The sequence below is a fragment of the Colwellia sp. MB02u-14 genome (assembly GCF_014076915.1).
Lineage (GTDB): Bacteria > Pseudomonadota > Gammaproteobacteria > Enterobacterales > Alteromonadaceae > Colwellia_A.
In genome coordinates, this window is sequence record NZ_JACGUX010000087.1 from 491,185 (window position 1) to 512,268 (window position 21,084).

Annotated in this window: 17 protein-coding genes and 2 riboswitches; of the genes, 6 read left to right on the forward strand and 11 right to left on the reverse strand. The window is 37.9% G+C overall.

Translation table 11 applies throughout. From position 1 onward, the window contains the following. Positions 1-16: 16 nt before the first annotated feature. Both H4J52_RS18545 and H4J52_RS18550 read right to left on the reverse strand, forming a co-directional pair. A complete protein-coding gene (locus H4J52_RS18545; RefSeq protein ID WP_182181785.1) occupies positions 17-382 on the reverse strand; it encodes a hypothetical protein in 366 nt (121 codons plus the stop codon). 96 nt (positions 383-478) lie between these two features. Continuing rightward, a complete protein-coding gene (locus H4J52_RS18550; protein WP_182225366.1) occupies positions 479-856 on the reverse strand; it encodes a hypothetical protein in 378 nt (125 codons plus the stop codon). 287 nt (positions 857-1,143) lie between these two features. On the opposite strand from H4J52_RS18550, the gene H4J52_RS20320 reads away from it, so the two are divergent. From H4J52_RS20320 to H4J52_RS18580, 6 genes are all read left to right on the forward strand, one after another. Continuing rightward, positions 1,144-2,709 (forward strand): HAMP domain-containing sensor histidine kinase, encoded by a 1,566-nt coding sequence (locus H4J52_RS20320; RefSeq protein ID WP_182225367.1) that lies wholly within the window; start codon positions 1,144-1,146, stop codon positions 2,707-2,709. Then, positions 2,706-3,296 (forward strand): hypothetical protein, encoded by a 591-nt coding sequence (locus H4J52_RS18560; RefSeq protein WP_182223307.1) that lies wholly within the window; start codon positions 2,706-2,708, stop codon positions 3,294-3,296. The genes H4J52_RS20320 and H4J52_RS18560 overlap by 4 nt, the downstream gene beginning before the upstream one ends. Before the next feature lie 5 nt (positions 3,297-3,301). Next, entirely contained in the window at positions 3,302-4,711 is a 1,410-nt protein-coding gene (locus H4J52_RS18565) for a sigma 54-interacting transcriptional regulator (protein ID WP_182181781.1), read from the forward strand. A gap of 17 nt (positions 4,712-4,728) precedes the next feature. Next, complete coding sequence (locus tag H4J52_RS18570) at positions 4,729-5,175, forward strand: MarR family winged helix-turn-helix transcriptional regulator (protein WP_182181780.1); 447 nt, start codon at positions 4,729-4,731, stop codon at positions 5,173-5,175. Positions 5,176-5,583: 408 nt separating this feature from the next. Then, a riboswitch (cobalamin riboswitch) is annotated at positions 5,584-5,755 on the forward strand. 95 nt (positions 5,756-5,850) lie between these two features. Beyond that, positions 5,851-7,848 carry a TonB-dependent receptor gene (locus tag H4J52_RS18575; RefSeq protein ID WP_182181779.1) on the forward strand — a complete coding sequence of 666 codons (1,998 nt, stop codon included), beginning with the start codon at positions 5,851-5,853 and terminating at the stop codon, positions 7,846-7,848. Further along, a complete protein-coding gene (locus H4J52_RS18580; protein WP_182181778.1) occupies positions 7,849-9,333 on the forward strand; it encodes a cadherin repeat domain-containing protein in 1,485 nt (494 codons plus the stop codon). Positions 9,334-9,964: 631 nt separating this feature from the next. On the opposite strand, the gene H4J52_RS18585 is transcribed toward H4J52_RS18580, so the two are convergent. From H4J52_RS18585 to H4J52_RS18625, 9 genes are all read right to left on the reverse strand, one after another. Continuing rightward, positions 9,965-10,816 carry a cobalamin-binding protein gene (locus H4J52_RS18585; protein ID WP_182181777.1) on the reverse strand — a complete coding sequence of 284 codons (852 nt, stop codon included), beginning with the start codon at positions 10,814-10,816 and terminating at the stop codon, positions 9,965-9,967. Positions 10,817-10,864: 48 nt separating this feature from the next. Then, positions 10,865-12,361 (reverse strand): cobyric acid synthase, encoded by a 1,497-nt coding sequence (locus H4J52_RS18590; protein WP_182225368.1) that lies wholly within the window; start codon positions 12,359-12,361, stop codon positions 10,865-10,867. Continuing rightward, a complete protein-coding gene (cobU, locus tag H4J52_RS18595) occupies positions 12,358-12,993 on the reverse strand; it encodes a bifunctional adenosylcobinamide kinase/adenosylcobinamide-phosphate guanylyltransferase (RefSeq protein ID WP_182181775.1) in 636 nt (211 codons plus the stop codon). Before cobU ends, H4J52_RS18590 begins: the two co-directional genes overlap by 4 nt. After that, positions 12,993-13,826, reverse strand: a complete 834-nt coding sequence (locus tag H4J52_RS18600; protein ID WP_182225369.1) for an adenosylcobinamide-GDP ribazoletransferase — start codon at positions 13,824-13,826, stop codon at positions 12,993-12,995. Before H4J52_RS18600 ends, cobU begins: the two co-directional genes overlap by 1 nt. After that, entirely contained in the window at positions 13,827-14,924 is a 1,098-nt protein-coding gene (gene cobT / locus H4J52_RS18605) for a nicotinate-nucleotide--dimethylbenzimidazole phosphoribosyltransferase (protein WP_404851963.1), read from the reverse strand. Continuing rightward, positions 14,921-15,940 (reverse strand): iron ABC transporter permease, encoded by a 1,020-nt coding sequence (locus H4J52_RS18610; protein ID WP_182181772.1) that lies wholly within the window; start codon positions 15,938-15,940, stop codon positions 14,921-14,923. The genes cobT and H4J52_RS18610 overlap by 4 nt, the downstream gene beginning before the upstream one ends. Beyond that, a complete protein-coding gene (locus H4J52_RS18615; RefSeq protein WP_182181771.1) occupies positions 15,933-16,817 on the reverse strand; it encodes an ABC transporter ATP-binding protein in 885 nt (294 codons plus the stop codon). Before H4J52_RS18615 ends, H4J52_RS18610 begins: the two co-directional genes overlap by 8 nt. A gap of 127 nt (positions 16,818-16,944) precedes the next feature. Further along, a riboswitch (cobalamin riboswitch) is annotated at positions 16,945-17,102 on the reverse strand. Between the two features lie 63 nt (positions 17,103-17,165). Then, the gene (locus H4J52_RS18620; protein WP_182181770.1) at positions 17,166-17,777 is read right to left on the reverse strand and encodes a histidine phosphatase family protein; all 612 of its coding nucleotides are present in this window, start codon (positions 17,775-17,777) and stop codon (positions 17,166-17,168) included. Positions 17,778-17,982: 205 nt separating this feature from the next. Then, positions 17,983-21,054, reverse strand: coding sequence for a TonB-dependent receptor (locus tag H4J52_RS18625; protein ID WP_182181769.1), 3,072 nt, complete (start codon positions 21,052-21,054; stop codon positions 17,983-17,985). Positions 21,055-21,084 lie beyond the last annotated feature (30 nt).

Below are 21,084 nucleotides of genomic sequence, written 5' to 3' on the forward strand. Positions count from 1 at the left end.
AGTCAGTAAGAGGGCTTTAACGAACGAGCTTAAGTATCGTTTGTTGTTTCACTGATTTTACTGGCGTGATATCGACACTCTCAGCAATCAGTTTATTGTTTTTAAAGCGGTCAAAGTGTGCTTTTTTTATTGTCATTTGTTGACAAACTTTATAAAAGGCTTGGAAATCTTTGCGACTAAATTTTTCATCCTCACGTGTCAGCAAACCATCAATATAAGCGTTATCTCCATTTACCGTTAGATTGGCAATGGCCGTATAAGGTTTACCGTACTCCTCAACACGAAGAGCGCGCACAGTTTTTATCTCAAAAATCCAATCATCAACTTGTACAAATCGAGGCATTGATTCTACGGGTACTTTGTTAGTGAGTTTGTTGTCCATAATAATCTTCTACTGGGTATGACATGTGAGAAAAAATCCAACTGCGTAGGTGGCAACAGTCGGAAGTTCGTGTCTAATAATGTTAAAAAGATACAGTTAATTTTTCATTTTCATTTTCATTTTTAACGCAGCCAGATAACTTTTTAGCTCACCTTCACTGATTTCAGTATCCGCATTTTTGTCAATATCTTTAAAGTGCTTCACTAATTGATCATCTTTACTCGCAATAACTTCTGCTTCATTAAGTGAACCATTTTTATCATGGTCAAGTTGTGTCAATAATGTAGGGATACTTTTGTCGACCTTAACCCATTTATCAGCAGACAACACTTGAGTCGCAGCAGGCTTAGTAACAACTTGTTCAACCACGGAAACTTCAAGACTTGCAACGTTATCTTCTGCGCTTACAAAATACGAAGCTAATGCACAGGTACCAACAAGTAGAGTGACTTTTTTCAAGCTAATAGAATTCATTTTAATTCCTTTATTCATAGAGTTCATGGATTTATTTTAATCAATATAAGGGTTAACACAATAGACATAGCAGGAATTGAACCATAAATATAAAACGCTGATATTATTAGATAAATACTTAAAAGCTACCCAAGAACTTCTCCAATGTGTCGCCATTTGGCAACAGAAAAACTGTTGATAAAAATAATGAGCAAACGTTAACACTAACAATGGATAAAATAATTGAAGTAAAACAGTAACTAACTCATAATAAAATTTCAAAACCCGCTATTACAGGGTTTAAAGTAGTGTCTCAAATAAACGACATGGTTGTTTTTTCTTTTAATAAAACTAAACTACTCATCTCATTAATCGTTGTGGCATCCATGAAACAATTAAACTTCCCTCATTTTCTAGCGATTAACGCGTATTCTATTAAAAAGCTCAGCATTTTAGGCTTTTCTTTGGTTGCTTTGCCGTTAGTAATAGCTTTACTGTATAGTGCGAATCAAATTTCATTACTTTCTCATCAAAGTACATCGGCTATTTTTAATGTCGCTGAGCTCGTTAAAACAAATCGGCAAATAAATTTTACCTTAGCCAAAATGGAAAGAAGTGCTAGTCAGTTTTTGATACTAAAAGATCAAGACTTATTAACTGCTTATTTAAGACACGAGCAAGCTATTTTAAAAGCCATGGCTAGTAATCCATTGTTTAATAAAGACAAAAACTTAAATCGGCTAAGTAAAGAATTTTCTCAAGCGATTGAATTAGTTCACCGTTATTTAACGTTGCACCCATTGGAAACGTCGTCATTAGCATCGCTACAAGTACATTTTACTGAACTTGTCTCTATCCGAAAAAAAATAGCTGAGCAAAGTAACAATTTATTAATCTCGCAAGCACAGCAGATTAAAGCATCGGCCAACGATGTTAGACACGACATGCTAAAAAGCCTGATGATCATTCCCTTCACTTTAATCATCGCAGCAATTTTTATCTTTTTAATAACTAAGCCGCTCAAACAATTATTAAAGAAAATACAGCATTTAGCATTAGGAAACTTCGACAGTGAAGTCACATTTAACGGCTCCCCCGAAATGAAAGAAATTGCTGACGCCTTAGAAGTTATGCGTAATCGCTTGCACGCACTGGAGTTACAAAAATCAAGTTTTATTCGTCATATCTCTCATGAGCTAAAAACACCACTGGCGGCAATTAGAGAAGGCACCGAATTACTTTATGATCACAGTGTTGGGGAATTAAATGCTGAACAACAAGAAATTTCTAATATTATTCGTCGTAGTGTTACCCGCTTACAACGCTTAATTGAAGACCTACTAGACTTCAATATTGTGCTTGATTCAACCAGTTTGCAAGATGCTGAAACCGTTGAATTATCATTATTAGTTGCGCAAGTATTACAACAAAGAAGTTTAGATATTAAACAGAAAAACTTAACAGTTGTGTATAAAAGTGCGGCAATAAAACTCAAAGCTAACGGGAAACAATTAAGTGTTATTTTAGATAACCTCTTATCAAATGCGATTAAGTACTCTGATGAAAACAACGTTATTAACATAGTGTGCTCACTCAATGATAATACGTTGTTGTTGAGTATTATTGACCAAGGTATCGGTATAGCTGACGGCCAACAAGAGAAAATATTTGATGCTTTTTACCAAGGCATTCCTGCAAAAAATGCAAAAATCAAAGGCAGTGGTCTAGGACTAACCATTGTAAAGGAGCTACTGATGCGACTCAATGGCACCATTGAAATAAAAAGTAATACCGGTATAAATAGTGGTACCGCAATGACAATCACCTTGCCTCATGCTTTTCTAGTGGAAACTAAAATGGGAGTAAAGGCTTGATGATATTTTCAACCAATAAAAACCTTCTCGTTATTTTTACACTAGCGTTACTCTCAATATTAAGTGGTTGTCAGTTACTAAATAAAACAACTCCAGATATAACTGTTGAAAGTAAAATCATTGACTATACGCAGTATTATTTATCTTTAGTAACCTTAACTGACAGTCAATTGGCAGATAAAGTTCGCCAACATCAGTTAGTCTTATTCGACAGTAATGAAGCTGTAACGCAAAATAAAATGAATAATAACGATGCTATTCAATGGCAATTAAAATCAGTATTGCTTTTTTCACTGCCTCATTCGTCTGTTCACAATCCGTTTACCGCAAAAAGTATCTTAAACAAGCTTTCACTCATTGATCTCAAAAACAGCGATATAACTGAGGCCGACTTTGCCTTTTATAGCATGCTAAAAATACAACTCAATGAACAAGTGTTACGTCTCAATGATCTATCACAAGCAAAGAAAGCGCTTAACGCCATAAAAGAAGCTTCCGTGCAGCAACAGCAGCAATTTAAAGCATTACAGCAGCAGATCCTTCAGCTAAAAAAAATAGAACATACTATTAATGAACATGGACAGTAAAGACGATGGTTTTAACCAATAATCACAAAAAAATCGATGAAAAACAACGCGAGAAGATACTGCTTGTTGATGACGATCCCAGCTTATTAAGATTACTGGGTATTCGGCTATCAGCGGCAGGTTATCAAATCGAGTCAGCAAGTAGTGCCAAAATGGCATTAGGCATATTAGAAACTTTTCCTCCACAATTAGTGATCAGCGATCTGCGCATGGAAGGCATGGACGGTATGGCACTTTTCGAAATAATTCGTCAACAACAACCCAATTTACCTGTCATCATTATGACCGCCCACGGTACTATTCCTGATGCTATTAGTGCGACAAAACAAGGGGTTTTTAGCTTTTTAACCAAACCTTTTGAAAGCCAAGAGCTGTTATCAACTGTACAAGAAGCCATACGTTTACAACCACAAAATAGTGCGCACAATACCAATGCAAAAGCTGACATTTGGCGTAAAAAGATAATTAGTCGCAGCGCTGTGATGTCGTCATTATTACAGCAAACCTATCAGGTTGCTCAAAGTGATTTTAGTCTATTGATCCATAGCGCAAGCGGAACCGGTAAAGAATTATTAGCGAAAGCGGTTCACTTAGCAAGCAAGCGTAACAGTAAAAAATTCACCGCCATTAACTGTGCGGCCATACCCGAACAATTGTTAGAGTCAGAGTTATTTGGTCATTGCAAAGGCGCTTTTACTGGCGCTGATAAAAACCACCAAGGACTTTTTCAGTCAACCGATGGCGGCACTTTATTTCTTGATGAAGTGGGTGATATGCCAATGAGCTTTCAAGTGAAATTATTACGAGCTCTGCAGGAAAAAGAAGTTCGCCCGGTCGGGAGTACACAATCAATAAAAGTTGATGTACGTATTATTGCTGCAACCCATAAAAACCTTCAAGAAGCCATTATTGATAAAAGCTTTCGTGAAGATCTTTATTACCGCTTAAATGTGGTTGAACTCACCTTACCAACACTCGCTGAGCGCCGTGAAGATATTCCTTTACTTGCCCAGCACTTTTTAAGTGTAGCGATCGAAAATACGTCTCATAAAATTAATGGTTTCTGCCAAGAAGCGATGGAAGTTTTAATCAGGGCTGACTGGCCAGGAAATATTAGACAATTACAAAATGTCGTTGAGCAATGTGTCGCTTTATCAACAGAGCCATTAATCAGTGAAAGCTTAATTAATAATGCATTGCGTACTCAAAGTGCACAGCTGCCTTCTTTTCAAGAAGCGAGAGAAAAATTCGAGCGCGACTACTTAGCCAAATTATTAAAGACTACCGAAGGTAATGTTTCACAAGCAGCCAAAATAGCACAGCGGAATCGTACAGAGTTCTATAAACTATTGAAAAAACATCACTTGAATGCAGAATTATTTAGAGTGGATAACGATACACCTTCACAAGATTAGCTGAGAATACATAGACGATGAAAAGCTTACACTTAACAGAATTTTTTCCTTATCAGCTCACTCAACTACAAGCAAAAGTGAGTGATAATATTGCTGAAATTTATACAGGAAGGTTTGAACTTTCTCGTCAACAATGGCGTGTTTTAGCCAGTTTAGGTAACGGAGAGTTGCTATCAGCAAAGCAAATAGGCGAGCAAACAAATTTAGAAAAAATGCCAGCAAGCCGCGCAATAGCAAAAATGCAGACCCAAGGCTTGTTAGTTAAAAATACTGATAAAAGCGATAAACGATCTTCATTGTTAAAACTAACAGCGCATGGCTTAGCTATTTATCAACAATTAATACCGATGGCTTTACAACGTGAAGAAGAATTATTGTCTGTTTTGAGTGTTGAAGAAAAAAATCAGCTCGCTAATATTATTGAAAAATTAACCTTAAAATCAGTGGATATATCGAATAAATAACAATGACTATTATCGCTGATAATGACTAGCCAAACTCACCATTAAACAGCCTAGATAAAATTAATAGAGATTAAAATAGACAATAAAAATCTACAGCAGAGCCTAGGTTTTATCGGTTGTCATTAAACGACTCGTTATTAATTAAAAAGAATAACTTCCCGTAACTAAAATCTCAGTAACTTCAAAAAATTCCTCGCCAGATCATCGTTAATGCCATCAGATAAAATAGTCTGACAACAAAGTTTTCTGATGATAGGTCATGGTTTACGTCTGAACTTAAAGGGCTGGATCAAAATAAAGAGTAAATGACGTTGCTTTAAAACCAGTCAAACGATTAGAGCTAACTAGCCATAAACTATAGATTTAATACTCTAACTATTGACAAGCTATATCAATCAACTCAGAATAGCGCCTTAAAATTGATTAGGTGCTCAACACTTATACTTTAACAAGGTATGAATTAGAGATAATCGGGAAGTTAGTACATGCAATGCATAATTCTAACGCTGCCCCCGCAACGGTAATACTTTACGCTACGTGAAGTTAAGCCCGGAGACCGGCCTAAACAATATCAAATGACTTGCAGTGCGGTGGGCGCTACGGAAATCTAATGACATTAGCAATAGCTATTTGTTATAACCCTTCCGTACCTCCCTCAAAATTTTTTGAGGTGTTATGTTTTCTTATTTACGTTATACATTTGTTATTATTTCCATCGTGATGCCTGCACTTGCGCAAGCAGAAGTTGTGTTAAGTAATGATATAGAAGTCATTGAAGTTGTTAATGACCAGTCATTTAATACACCTAATTATCAAGTATTACATCGCGAAAGCTTTATATACTCATCGCAAACGCTTGCTGATATTTTACAGTCGATAAATGGCATTCAAATTCGGGAAATAAGTGGTATTGGTAACCCTGTATCTATTTCAATTAGAGGGTCGAGCAGTAAGCAGGTACAACTTTATATTGATGGTCAACTTATTAACGATAGTCAATTCGGTGGTTTTGATTTAAACCAAATACCCACTGAACAAATAGAAAGTATTGAAATCAGTAAAAACCAAGCGATTGGTACTGGCGCTACCCCTATCGGTGGAGTCATTCGCATTAACACTTATAACCCCACTGAAGACTCGAGTAAATTAACCCTGGCCATGGGCTCCTTTGGCTATCAAGAAGTTAATGCGCTTTATAATAAAGCATTTAAAACTCACAGCCTGTCTTTTGGTGGTCATTATATTAACAGTGACAACGATTACGATTTTATCGTTCCTGCGGGCTTTAGTAATAGTGATACGCCTGATAGGCAAGCATTAAGAAATAATGAGTTTACAAAAAAGTCTTTTTTTATAAACAACATATTCCAATTTAATCAACATCAGATCAGAGTCAATGTACAATATAACGATCAAGATAAAGCACTGCCTAATTACCAAAACAACTCCCCTGAAAACAATTCGACGTTAAGCTCTGAAAACTTACGCTATAGCTATCAACATCAATGGTTAAGCAAATCACCCTGGCTAAATTCAATTGAATTTGAAGCCTACGCTGAAAATAAAGATGAGCGTTATATTTCAAGTCCCGACTCGATAAAACTTGATATCAATGATTATGAAACAACAAAAAAACATATCGGCTTTAAACCTTACCTTACATGGAAAGACTTTAATCTATTGCCATTTGTCAGTTTTAATAAACAAAATTTCAGCTCTGTTAGCGAACACAACGGAAAACCAACACAATGTAATGGTATAGCGTCATGTGATATTTCAGCAAAACAAGAACAACTCAACATAGGCTCCCGCATCGAGTGGCAACCCGAGTCACTCCCCATAGAAGTGTATACATTGTTCAGTAACCTACAAGAGAAAAACTCAAACATAGCGATTAATCATTCCAGTGCAGCTAAGTTTGTAGCCAATGATAATTATCAAACAACTGAAGTCGGGTTAAGCTTTAAACAAGGTAATTTAAAAGTTACCAGTAACTTAAGTAATGGTGTAAGAACACCGACATTGTACGAATTATTTGGTGATAGAGGCTCCTTTAAGGGTAATGATAATTTATTGCCAGAAGAAGCAAAAACACTCTCAATGGGCGGGCAATACCTTTACAAAAATCTGTCTATATCTTCATCTATTTACCAACAAAAATTAGAAAATTCAATTGTCGCCATTTTTAATTCAAGTAATGTCGGTAGCTATAGAAATGTCAGTAATGCAGACTTGTTAGGCATTGAAATTCAAACAAATTATCAATTATTAACACAATTATCTTTCGCGCTACAAGCCAATATTATAGACAGTGAAACCACATCAAAATTTGTCGCATTTAATAAGAAGAAACTACCGGGTATATATCATCAACAGTACAGCGTAGCGTTGAAATACAAGGTAAATTCCGCATGGAACATGTCATTTAAAGTCAGTAAAGATAAAGACTTGTACTTCAATCTCATTAACAGAATTCAAAATAATAACGGTCATATAGGTAATGGTAATCCAGCCAACCGCACCGTATCAGATTTTTCAGTCAACTGGAAAAAAGGCAAACATAGAATATCTTTTGCCGCCAATAATTTATTTAACGATAAATACCAAGATCTTGCAAATAGAACATCGCAGGGTCGCAGCTTAAAAATAAAATACACCATTAAGGGATTTTAAATGTTAACTCGCTTTAAAAAACACATATTACCATTAAGTTTAGTACTGGGCACTGTTGCTCTTGCAGGCTGTGGCGGAAGTTCAAAAAGTAATGTCGCACCCATAGTTACCGGCGCAAGTAGCCCAACGATAGAAGAAAACACAACCGCTGTTGGCACCTATAGTGCTACTGATGCCGATGGAGACGCTATAGTACTTTCACTTACGGGTGATTCAAGTGGTTTATTTAGCATCACACAAAGTGGTGAATTAAGCTTTATGGATGCTCCTGATTTTGACAGCGGTGAAGTCGGTCCTTTCGCCATCACAATTGTTGCAACGGATGACAGTAAAAAGAACTTAACGGGAGAATTGGCTATTCAAGTAAGTGTAGGTGATGTGAAAGACACACCATCGTTCGCGGTTGTTCAAACAGTCGCACCTGATTTTTCAGGCTCTGAAGTTGTGACCTTAGACCCAATTACAGAGCAAGTCACCAAAGGCTATTATATTAAAGATGCCTCTGACTATACTGTTCGTAGCTACAATAAAGACGTTTTTCACCTTGGCCGTTATAACATTGATTCTATCTCAAAATATAATGCTGATGCCCTTGATACAGAAGTTTGGTCATATACAACCCAAGATACTGGTGATTCAAATACTCGAAATCCCTATGACTTAGTGTCGGTCAATGAAAGCAAAGCTTATCTTTTACGTTACGGTTCAGACAAAGTTTGGATTGTTAATCCTCAGGCAACACAATTTGAAGATTTCAAATTGGGTCAATTAGATCTATCTAGCTACATCGCTGATAACAATAGTAATGGCACACCAAACCCTGCCTCAGCGACAATTGCTGACGGTAAACTGTTTATTGTTATGCAACGTTTATCAGACTCTTTTTCACCAAACACCGCTTATGTAGCCGTTTTTGATACAGCGACAGACCAAGAAATTGAAACAAATGCTAATGAAAATGATAATCTTAAAGGTATTCCGCTTCAAGGCTTAAACCCACTGAGCCATAGTATAGTGAGTCAAGGAGATACGGTATATGTTACAACACGTAACTCATATACCAGTACTGACTTAACTATGAGTCGCATCGAAGCGATTGCAACAAGTGATTATAACTTGAGCAGTGTTTTGTCTGCTGCAGATATTGAAAATAATACCGGTGCTTTTATTGGTTCAAGCGTCGTTGTATCCGAAACAAAAGGCTATTTTGTTGCCAGTGAAACATTTTTTACGCCAAGTTATTATGAGCTTTCAACGGTATATACCTTTAACCCAACAACGGGTGTTATTGCTAATGAAAAGATAGCCGCTACGGGTACTGAACAAATTAGCTATATTGCTTTAGATGCTGCAAACTTTCTTTGGCTTAGCGTAAGTAATCCAGAGAAGCCAGGCGTTGATGTTATAAATACTGAAACTAACCTTAAAGCATTTCCAAGACTTGCAACAGAATTAAACCCATCTGCCATTGCCTTTATTGAATAAGATTTGCTTAAAAATAAGACATTAAAAAATAATTTGATTTAGGGCACATACTTAAGTGCCCTTTTTTTATTTTTACTCTGTACTATACCGAGTAAGTTTATCGCATTTGGTTATACTGCCTTTATTATCATATGGCTATAAGTTGATAAAACCTAAAAAATTAATAATCATTTTAGTCAACAAAACTCAATCAGCAATAATTGTTAATACCGCCAAGGTATTTTAATTACGTTATCTGTGGGAATTACGCTAGCTTCATCGTTAAGCTTAGCCTTATCTATTTTATTTTCACTGGCTAATTTTATCTCATCATTACTATATTAAGTGTTAGTTAACGCACCATATTAAATGGTTTAACTGCATTCACCCGTCTTACTTCGAGAACGACCTTATTTAACGTTATATCACGTGTCTCTTGCTGTAAGCCTACCAATAACTAGTTGAACCTTATAATACAGTCATAGCAATTACGTCTGCAGAACTAATACAGTAGCTAAACTCAGCAGATACTTTTTGTTGTATCACTTTGCCATTTAAGATGAATAACCTGCGGTGATAGTACTCGCTAGCTCGATGTAATATGAAAGTTTAATTCATCAAGACCTGATCGTGTAATAACAGCATAGTGGACTTAAATTAAGGGCCATCTTTGCTGATCAATTTTTTCACACATATCTTCAACACCGCTTAACATTCTGGTACTAAATCTATGTAATAAATCTGCATCCACGTGAATAAACTTATTGTTTTTCACTGCGGGTATTTCTGGCCATTTTTGCCAGTTAATAATAGGTTGTGGCTTATCCGAATTTTCATCCGGTAAAATCATTAAGTGTGGCTGAGCAACAATCACATTCTCCGTACTTATTTTAGGGTACGGTGTAGCATTACTTTTAAAAACATTTACCCCTTGGCACACTTCAATTAATTGATTTATCCATGTTGTGCCATTAATAGTCATCATCGGCTCTGACCACAATTGATAAAAAACAGTTATCGGTTGTTTGTTTATATTTTCAAGACGTAACTTTTTTAACCGTTGTTCATAGGCTAAAGCGACCGTTTCCGCTTGCTCTTTGTGTCCCGTTAATTTGCCAAAATAACGCAGTTCGGTGGCAACATCATCGATATCTTTAGGGTTGCTAAAAACGACATTTAGGCCTAAACGATGCATTTTATCAATATCACTTTGCGAATTACCTGACTTCCAAACAATCACTAAATCAGGATTTAATGCCAACAATTTTTCTATTTGCATGCCGTGGTAGCTACCCACACGTGGAATATCTAATGCCGCTTTTGGGTAGTCAGCGTAAGAAACAGTACCAACAATTTTTTTACCTGCGCCAATATCAAATAGCATTTCAACGATGTGTGGCGCTAAGGCGACTATGCGCTGCTTAGGTTCTTCAGCAAAGCTTTTAGCGGTTATTACTATTAATAATAAACTTACCAGGGTCAGCGATAAAAATCTTTTGGTCATGTTATTTAGCCTTTTATGTTTGTTGAATATGCGTTTTTCACCGCTATGCTATGCTTTGGTCCTTTTACTGTCTTTTATAATATCTTCGATGACTGATATTTTTAAGTGTTTTTGGCAAACATCAGCCAACCGTTCAAGCTGATGCTCTCGATGCTCATCAAGATGAATAGTCTGTTGAATGTCATTATTACTGTCGAGCCAATTAACTAATAATTGTGTTGCATCGCCTTCATCGAAAATACCGTGCAGGTAGGTGCCTGCTATTTTGTTGTCATCTGAAATACAGCCATCAGTTGCTTGATTATCACTTTTATTAACAAGGAGTGGCACCACCATTTTCTCCTGATTTATCATAACCTTAGAAATACCACAATGAATTTCATAACCTTTAACAAGGCAACTATCATTACCTAACGTCATGGTAGCCGTTATTTGTGCTAATATTTTTTTGGGGGTTAACTCCGTAACAAGATCAAGTAAACCTAGCCCTGTTATCGACTTAATATTTGACTCAATACCGTGGGGATCGCTGATGGTTTTTCCTAACATTTGATAACCACCACAAATGCCAAAGACCTTTCCACCATAACGTAAGTGACGCTCAACATCACGTTGCCAACCTTGCTCTTTAAAAAACTTAAGATCAGATATTACATTTTTACTGCCAGGTAAAATAACTAAGTCACAATCTGTGATACGTTCGCCTATTTTGACATAACGTAAATTTATTTCGGGGTTTAAGCGCAAAGTGTCAAAATCAGTATGGTTACTAATATGAGGCAATAACGGCACAACAATGTTTATTTTTGCTTGTTCAACCTTGTTTTCAATCACGACAGCATCTTCAGCATCAAGGGCTAAGTCATGTAAATAAGGTAATACGCCCAGAACGGGTTTGCCGGTTTTTTCTTCCAGCCAATCAAGCCCTGATGTTAATAATGTAATGTCTCCACGAAAGCGATTAATAATAAAGCCTTTAACACGATTTTGTTCAGAAGCTGATAATAATTCTAAGGTTCCCACTAGGTGCGCAAAAACACCCCCTCGGTCAATATCAGCGACAAGAATAACAGGACAATCAACGGCTTCAGCATAGCCCATATTGGCAATATCATTTTCCCGTAAATTTATCTCAGCGGGGCTACCTGCACCTTCAACCATTAACAGCTCAAACTCTTTAGCTAAGCGATGATGAGAATCGAGTACCGCGTCCATCGCTACTTTTTTATAATCGTGATAACTAGTGGCTTCCATATTCGATATTGCTCGCCCATGAACAATAACTTGTGCACCTGTATCACTATTGGGTTTAAGTAATATTGGATTAAAATCAACACGTGGCGCAACATTCGCCGCAATAGCCTGAAGTGCTTGCGCACGGCCAATTTCGCCACCATCGCTAGTAACGGCACTATTTAACGCCATATTTTGTGGCTTAAACGGTGCAACTTTATAACCTAAATTTACAAATACTCGGCATAAACCCGCAACTAAAGTACTCTTTCCTGCATCAGACGTTGTGCCTTGCACCATTAATGTTTTCATACGTCTTTTTCATCCACTACGTTATGCTGCGAAATGTTAGCTTTCAATGTCATGGGTAATCCCGCCATAACAAAATCAACTTGATCGGCTAATTGGGCAAGCTCTTGATGCAACCAACCCGCTTGGTCAACAAACTCTCGAGACAATTCACCCATAGGCACTATACCGTGGCCCACTTCATTACTGACAAAAATAAGCTTTTTCGCTTTATAAGGGCTTTTATCGCTAAGGAAGTTTTTTAAAAAGTCGATGAACATTGCTTTTTGTTGTTTATAAAAGTCATTATCTTGATGACACAAACAATTACTTAACCACAGTGTTAAACAATCAACTAAAACACAATCACTTTCCTGTAATGCTTGTGTAAGCGCTTGGGCTAAATACAGTGGTGATTCAAGTAAGGACCAATGGTCGGGACGATCATCTTGGTGGCGTAAAATACGCTGGCTCATTTCTTTATCATGAGCTTGTGCTGTAGCGATATAACAAATAGTTCGCCCTTGTGACTCAGCTTGTTTCGCTATATTTTCAGCTAAGCGAGATTTTCCAGAGCGCGCGCCACCTAAAATAAAATACAGGTTGTTCTCGTTGTTATGGCTTAAAGGCGGGCAGCTAAAGTTAGTATTGCTCATTAGCGCACCTCAGCTAAAAATACTGTTGAAGGTAAAACTAATACCAACAAGATAATATAAACAGCAACTTCTAAAATTTGTTGCGCTGCCCCTAAACAATCGCCGGTAAAACCGCCTAACTGACGATTAAACCATAAGATAAGTAAAATGCGTATTATCCATAAGCACACAATCATCACAAAGGCGTGTAAGAGCGGTAAGAAGGTAAATAGCACAACTGCGCCAGTTATTAATAAAATAGTTAACCCCTTTATTGATAAATGTTGCGCTAAAGGTTTTACCTTTGACTGTGCATCTTCGCTAACATAAGACATGCTAAAAATTAGACTCGTACTTACCGTTCGACTCAAGGTATGTGCTAAAACTAATGCGAATGAGAGGGATAGCACCGGGTTTTCGTTGTGCGTGCCTAATAAAACTAAGCTTTGATATTTAGTCATTAAAATAAAAAACAGGCTTGCTGCACCATAAGTGCCTAAACGGCTATCTTTCATAATATTGAGTTTTTGTTCGACGGTCCAGCCACCGCCAAATCCATCCCACACATCAGCCCAACCATCTTCGTGAAAAGCCCCAGAGAGTAATAAACTACATGCCATTGAAATGAGTACCGCTAAAGAAAGTGGTAGGAAACTCGCCAACAGCACTAAAATTAAGGCAGTGACCGCGCCAATAAACACACCAATCAAGGCAAAATATCGACTCGCTTGATGCAGCATCTCAGGTTTAACAACCTCAGGTAAACGTACCGGTATACGAGTAAAAAAACTCAATGCCAGTAACAATAAATAATATTGCTGTTGGCATTGTTGCCCAAGTGATTGCTTAGTCATTTAATGTTCAACCCCACTCGTTTTAATATCGGTTACATCAGTGACTTCAGCTTGAGCAAAGCTTGCCATATCATTATAAAAAGCGGCTGAAGCTTGAATTAAGGGTAAAGCTAATGCTGCCCCCGTACCTTCGCCTAAACGTAAACCTAAATTTAATAACGGCTTAACCTGTAAATAATCGAGCATGCTTTGGTGCCCTTGCTCGCCAGAGCAATGGGCAAATATCATATAGTCTTTTACATTTTTGTTAAGTGCTATGGCCAGCATGGCTGCTGCTGTACAAATAAAACCGTCAACAACAACTAGCATTTTTTGCTCTGCAGCGGCTAACATTGCTGCGGTAATTTGTACAATTTCAAAACCACCTAAGCACCGTAAAATGTCTTTAGCGTTGTTGAGTTCATCTTTATGAAGCGTTAATGCCTGTTCAATAACCTGCTGCTTTCGTTTTATAACTTCATCACTTACGCCGGTGCCACGCCCGACACTTTCTTGAGCGGTGATATTCATTACCGCTGACATAATCGCCGAAGCAGACGTTGTATTACCAATGCCCATTTCGCCAAAAGCAATAAGATTACAACCACTTTTATGCATTTTCTTGATTAAAGTCGTCGCTTTTTCAAAACCTAATTCAACTTGCGCTTCGCTCATTGCTGGCGATACATTTAATGGCTCAGTAATAGTCCCTAAACGCTGGTCAATTACACCTAAATAACTTTCTGGCGGTGATAATATCCCGGTATCAACCACGCTTAATTGCCAGCCAAGTTGTTTACAAAAAACATTAATTGCCGCGCCACCCGTAGCAAAATTAGCCACCATTTGTGAAGTAACGTCACTAGGCGCAATGGAAACACCTTCGGCTGCCACACCATGGTCACCGGCAAAGATCAATAAACTGGGTTTGTTGAGTTTAAGCGATGATGAAACACTATTTAACGATGAGTACTGCACACGCGCTATTATTTTTGCTGTATTTTCTAATTGCCCTAACGCGCCAAGTGGCTTAGTTTTACCATCAAGGGTTGTTTGTATATGTTCATCAAATTCATTAGTTATTTTTTTAATAGCAAAGCTCATCAATCGTCCCTTTATGCTTTATTTTTGCGGAAGTACAACAAGGATAAAAAGAATAAACTCCCCACAGCAGAGGTAATGACGCCTACCGGAAGCTCTTGATTCTCAAGTACAATACGCGATAGTACATCAACCCAAATCATGAAAATACCACCAACAAGTGCAGTTAATAAAATGCCAAAAGTAGTGCCCTGAGAAACAAAAAATCGCACAATATGTGGGATCATTAACCCTACAAAGCCAATGCCGCCGCACAAAGACACTAACGTTGCGGTGATCAACGAGCTCAGCACTAACATAACGAGTCGAAAACGATTAACGTTTATACCCAACGTCGTTGCGCTTTCATCACCGAGTAACATGGCATTCAATTGGCGTCGATACGCTAACATCATCACCACACAGCTAATAATAACGACAGCTGGAAACCAAAGTGTTGCCCATTCAGCACGAGAAAAGCTTCCCATCGTCCAGAATAAAACAGCCGTTACCGCCTGGGGATCAGTGTGGTAAAGCAATAAACTGGTAAACGAGCTAAACAGGAATGACAAAGCGACACCTGCCAATAACATCGATTCAACTTGTTGGCTTTGCCGGCGACCAGCGATCATCAACAACATTAACATCGCAATTAAACTGCCTGCAAAAGCGGCAACTGGTGTGACCAAAGAAATAGTACTGCCCAGTAAAACAATCGAAATCACTACACCTAAAGAAGCCCCAGAGGAAATACCAAAAAGATAAGGATCAGCTAAAGGATTTCGCGTTACCGTTTGTAAAATAAGCCCCGATACCGCCAAACCACTGCCCGCTAAAAAAGCCAAAATCGCCCTAGGCATACGTAATTCCCAAATAATACGTTCAAAAAACAAGATGTCTCGTGCGTCTTTATCTGTTGAGAAGCTCGCTAATAAGCTTGAAGTTACATCACTAAAACTAATATCTGCTGCGCCTAAAGATAACGACGCAATAAAGCTGATAATGCCAAAACTTAAGGTAAGGAAAATAATCAACGAATGATTCATTTTAATCATGCGTTAACTCACTGCTCTGTGCTGTTATATCTTGAATGTCGTAGCCGTAAAAATAAGAAATATGGGGAACCTTGTGTTGTGTATGTGTTGAAACTTGCGCGCAAACACCAAAAACATTTGATAACATCTCAGAGGTGATCACCTCTTGTGGCGTTCCTTGCTCAACAAGTTTACCTTTGTCTAATATAATAAGTTGGTCGCACATCGCACTCGCAAGATTTAAGTCATGAAAAGTGGCAATAACAGTTATACCTAATGATTTTGCTAACTCTATAACCTGTATTTGATAACGAACATCAAGATGACTGGTTGGTTCGTCCATGATTAGCAAGCTTGGCGATTGCACAATCGCGCGAGCAATGAGTGCACGTTGCTTCTCGCCACCAGATAAATGTTCAAAATTTTGTAAGGTTTTAGCGACTAAACCCACTTGCTTAATAGCACAGTCTATCTTTTGTTTATCGCTAGGTTGTTCGCGGGTAAATAAACCTTTATGTGGCAGTAAACCCAACGCAACAATGTCGTGCACGGTTAAATTAAAATGGGTAGGAGTTTCTTGTAAGACCACAGCAATATCTTGTGCATATTGATAAGCGTCGTATTGTTGCCAAATATCTTGTTGCTTAAATTTAACCGAACCTGAATCAGGTTTTATGTAGCGATATAAGCAACGAAGCAGACTTGATTTCCCCGCACCATTGGGACCAAGAATACCGGTAAAGCTGCCTTTATTTATAGCAAAAGAAATATCATCTAAGATTAACTGGCCGTCGGCATGCCAATAAACATGCTGCACAGAAAGTAATTCAGTGTTAACTGGAGGTATTGATGAGAATTGCTCGTTGCTACTATTCAAAAAATTGCTACTCCACGTCATTTGCACTTTGGGAGCAGACAAACAGAGCACAATCAATCTCTTAGTCTTTGAAAAGAAGACAAGAGTCGAGCATACAATGTTCGAGTAAACCCGCTCGACTTTGTTGGTTATGCCTACCCTTTAGATAGACTTGTGACTCTTAATTAATGGGTATCCTGACTCAAGCTTTATGGTGTTTAACAAACACTAAAAGGCTTTTACAGTTGCGGGTACAGTTGTGGATTTTTACCACATTCCCACATTAAAAATGAGTTATTTAATTTTATCACGCGATTATGGTCAGCTAGCTAAAAATAGCAAGGTTTAATTGCTATTAAAGCTGATATTATAGACGAACGGTCAACATTTTTACCAAACAATTCTTGGCCAAGCTCTACCTTGTTCATCGGTATAAACCTCAACTTTCACTAAGCCCGCATATGGAATATCAATATGACTCATGTGAGTTGTTCCAGGAATAGGCAGTTTCAGTATTCGTGCAATAAGGTGTTTAATAACACCGCCGTGTGCGACAACTAGAGTATTTCCATGTGGCGCAGTGACTAACCATTGTTGCCACCAAGCATCAACGCGTTGAACAAAATCAATCATTGCTTCGCCATTAGGCGGATTATTTTTCCAAGGGTCTTGCCAAAAATCACCGATGGAAGGTTGTTTACCCATTGGCTTTATTTTCCATAAATCTTCATATTTTTTTCCATCCCAATCACCAAAATCCATTTCTTTAAGCTGACTATCTAGTTGAAGGTGAATATTATTTTTTAATGAGTACCCTTCGGCAAAAATTCTGCAACGTTGCAGCGGCGAACTTATACAGTAAGATATTTCAGGTAATTGCTGGCTCGATTTCCATAGCTGTTGTAAGCCATTTTCAGAAAGTGCCATGTCAGTTTTACCAGCTAAAATACCTGGAGTAGCAATTTCGCCATGGCGTAATAAATATAAAGTGTGTTGATGCACCGCCCATTCCTCTTATATTTTCATCTATACATACTTTACCGGTTAAGTGGCCGTTAAAGTGAACCCGGTGGAAACTAGAGCGCAATAAAATATATTAGCCCATAAAAAACGGCCTTGAATCAATTTTCATTGAATCAAGGCCGTTTGCACATGTTAGTTAACTTTTACTGTTACACCATAAGTGTTACAGATGAGTTAATAACGATTAAAACTTGTAGCGAGCTGTAAACCTTACACTACGAGGTGCTTGGAAGCTTGTAGGCGCTAAAAAGTTTGGATTGATTTCGCTGCCACCACGTGAATAATCTTTCTGTTGATTAACTTCTGTAGCTTCATCAAAATCAAAGATGTTAAATACGTCAATTTTTAACGTTAACTGATCATCTGCCCAATTTGGGATGTAGCTTAAACCAGCATCAACCATATAAGTCCAATCAGTGTCGCCGTAATCGCCACGACTAGATAGCTCAGATTCACCAGTTTCATTTACACAGTAAAAACTTGAAGCGCCGTAACGATCGAAGTTACCTTTATCGAATGATGTAGAACCATCACCTACTAAGAAAGCAGCTTCGCCATTTCTAGCATCTGTTGGTAAGAAACCGTTACAACTTTGTGGTGTACCTGACATAAGGTTAACATTAGCGGTTACCGTTAACTCTTCAGTAAACTGGTAAGCACCATAAACTTTAAACTGATGACGACGATCGTTAGGTAAGTAACCATCAGAACCATCTTGGAAGCGTTTGTGATCGAAATCTTGAGTCGCGCCCGCATCTTCTTGGCCTAAAGTAGAGTTTACATAACCTTCGATGTTACCTTCACTCTTAGAGTAAACATAAGAAGCGTTCATGTACCAACCGTCAGCAAATGCTCTTTCTAACGTTAGTTCAAGACCTTTGTAAGTACGTTTATATTCAGGAATATCAAAGTAATCATTTGATACTGTTTGAGCAGTTACGTCGCCGTCACCATTAGTATCAATGAATAAATTAAGATCTTTACCTGGGTTAACTAATAAACAACCTGACATTGAGTGAACGTCGAAGCCACCTTCTGGAGTTTCCCAATCATTGCCTTCATTAGCCATAGCAAAGCCTTGATCAACACCCCAGTTGTAGAATCCATCATGTGAACACATGTCATCCATACCGTCTTGAATTTCACGGTACATCAACTTAACGCCAGCAGTCCAGTTTTCCATAACTTCTTGTTGGTAACCTAGAATATATTCATCTTGGAACATAGGATCTAAATCAGAAACAGCAATTACACGAGGATCAGGTATTTGATCATCAGTGTAACCACCACCAATTTTCTCGCCTAAACCAATTGGAGCACCGGTAGCAGCATCTATATCGTCATATTTGTAGTAGTACTGAGAACCGGCTTCTTCACGAGTTGCACGGATGTTAGTGTTTGATGCAATTGGAATGTATGAACGACCAAAGGTACCGTAAAATTTCTTCGTTGAATCGCCATCAACATCCCAAGAAAAACCAAGGCGTGGTGCCATTAACTCGTCAGCTTCAACAAACACTTCGCCATTTGCAGCATAGTTAGTGAAAGTTTCATTACGAACACCAAGGTATAACAAAATGTCGTCAGTGATTTGCCAGTTGTCTTCAATGTAGAAAGCTGTGTTTTCTACTTTAAAGCTACCTGATTTTTGATCATTATAAATAACACGAACAGCTTGAGTGCCTATTGGTTGCTCTACACCGTTGATACTTGTACTTGTAGCAGCGTTTGACTCAAAGTAACGGTAGTAAACACCACCAGTGTACTGTGAACCAAGGGTATATGAAGTAAATTCTTCATTGTTGTAACCCATACGGAACTCGTGATCGCCTAACGTGTAGCTAACATCAATTTTATAGCTTGTACGTTCGTCGCGATCTGACTTTGGTTCTATATCAAGAATTGTAGATTGTGCTGTGTTCCAACAACCTAAAACTTCTCTAGCGCCCCAAGATTTATCACCTCGAGTGTCAAAAACTCTTGGACATAATGCAGCGGCTTCGTCAGGGTTACGCGGGTTCTTATTCGAGTTTCTGTTTTCCAACTCACCATACATAAGACTAACGCTTAAATCGTCAGTAATTTGACCTGAGTAGTTGAAAATCATGATGTCGCCACCATTTTCTTCGGTATATCGAGTTGACTCTTCACCGTGCTTACCAGTGTAGTATTCGTCATCAGCGTTAGTGTAGAAAACGCGGTCGATATCTTCTTCGTTCTGAATATATGTACCAGAAACTAAATGATCATCGTTGATATACCAATCAAGCTTAATTAGGCCATTTGGATTGGTTGTGCTACGTTCATTACTTTCAGTACGATTGTAACTGTCACGCTTGTTATCTTGAAATTCAAGATTGGCATAAATGAATAGCGTATCTTCAATAATTGGACCGCCAACACCGATATTATAAGATAACGATTCACTGTAATCGTCTGCTCTGTAGCCCGTAAATAATGAGCCATCAGGTTCTTCTAAATCGATAGTATTTTTACCATCAGTTCTTAAAGAGTCTGGCGTGTAATAAGCTGCTGCAGCAAATTTCCATTCGTTAGTACCACTTTTCGTTACTGTGTTAGTAACACCGCCTAAAGAACGACCGTATTCAGCACCGTAACCACCGGTTTTAACTTCTGTTTGAGAAATAGCGTCAAACGGTAATGTTGCAAAACTTAAGAATGAACGAATGTTAGTTACATCAAAACCATCAATGTAATAACCATTTTCAGCAACTGATGAACCACCAAATGAAGGTAAATTACCGAAATCGTCATCACCTGGCACTGTACCAGGAGTTAATAAAGCAATTGCTGTACTGTTACGACCAACAGGAAGCAATTCAATTTGTTCGTTAGTAAATACAACTGAAGACTCAACAGAGCTAGTATCAATTGCAGAGATTGCAGAACCTCTTACTTGAATTATTTCAGTATTGTCACCTGAAAATATAACAGATGAACCAGTACCAATAGTTACCATTACCGTTGAAGTGCCACCGTTACTACTTTTAACCGTGTAACGTCCTGGAGGTACATTTTTAAAGCTAAACTTGCCGTTTTCATCAGCAGTTAATGTACGACTTAAACCTGTAGCATTACTTTTAAATGTAATGGTAGCGCCAACTTTTGCTTCACCGTAAATAGAACCAACAGTATTACTAGCAGCAAATGTCATAGGAGATGTCGCTAAACATGCCCCTACTGCAACAGCAGCTAATGAGCGATTAAAGCTTCGCTTGATAGTAGAATTTTTCATTATTATGTTTATCTCCAGTATGTATTAGTA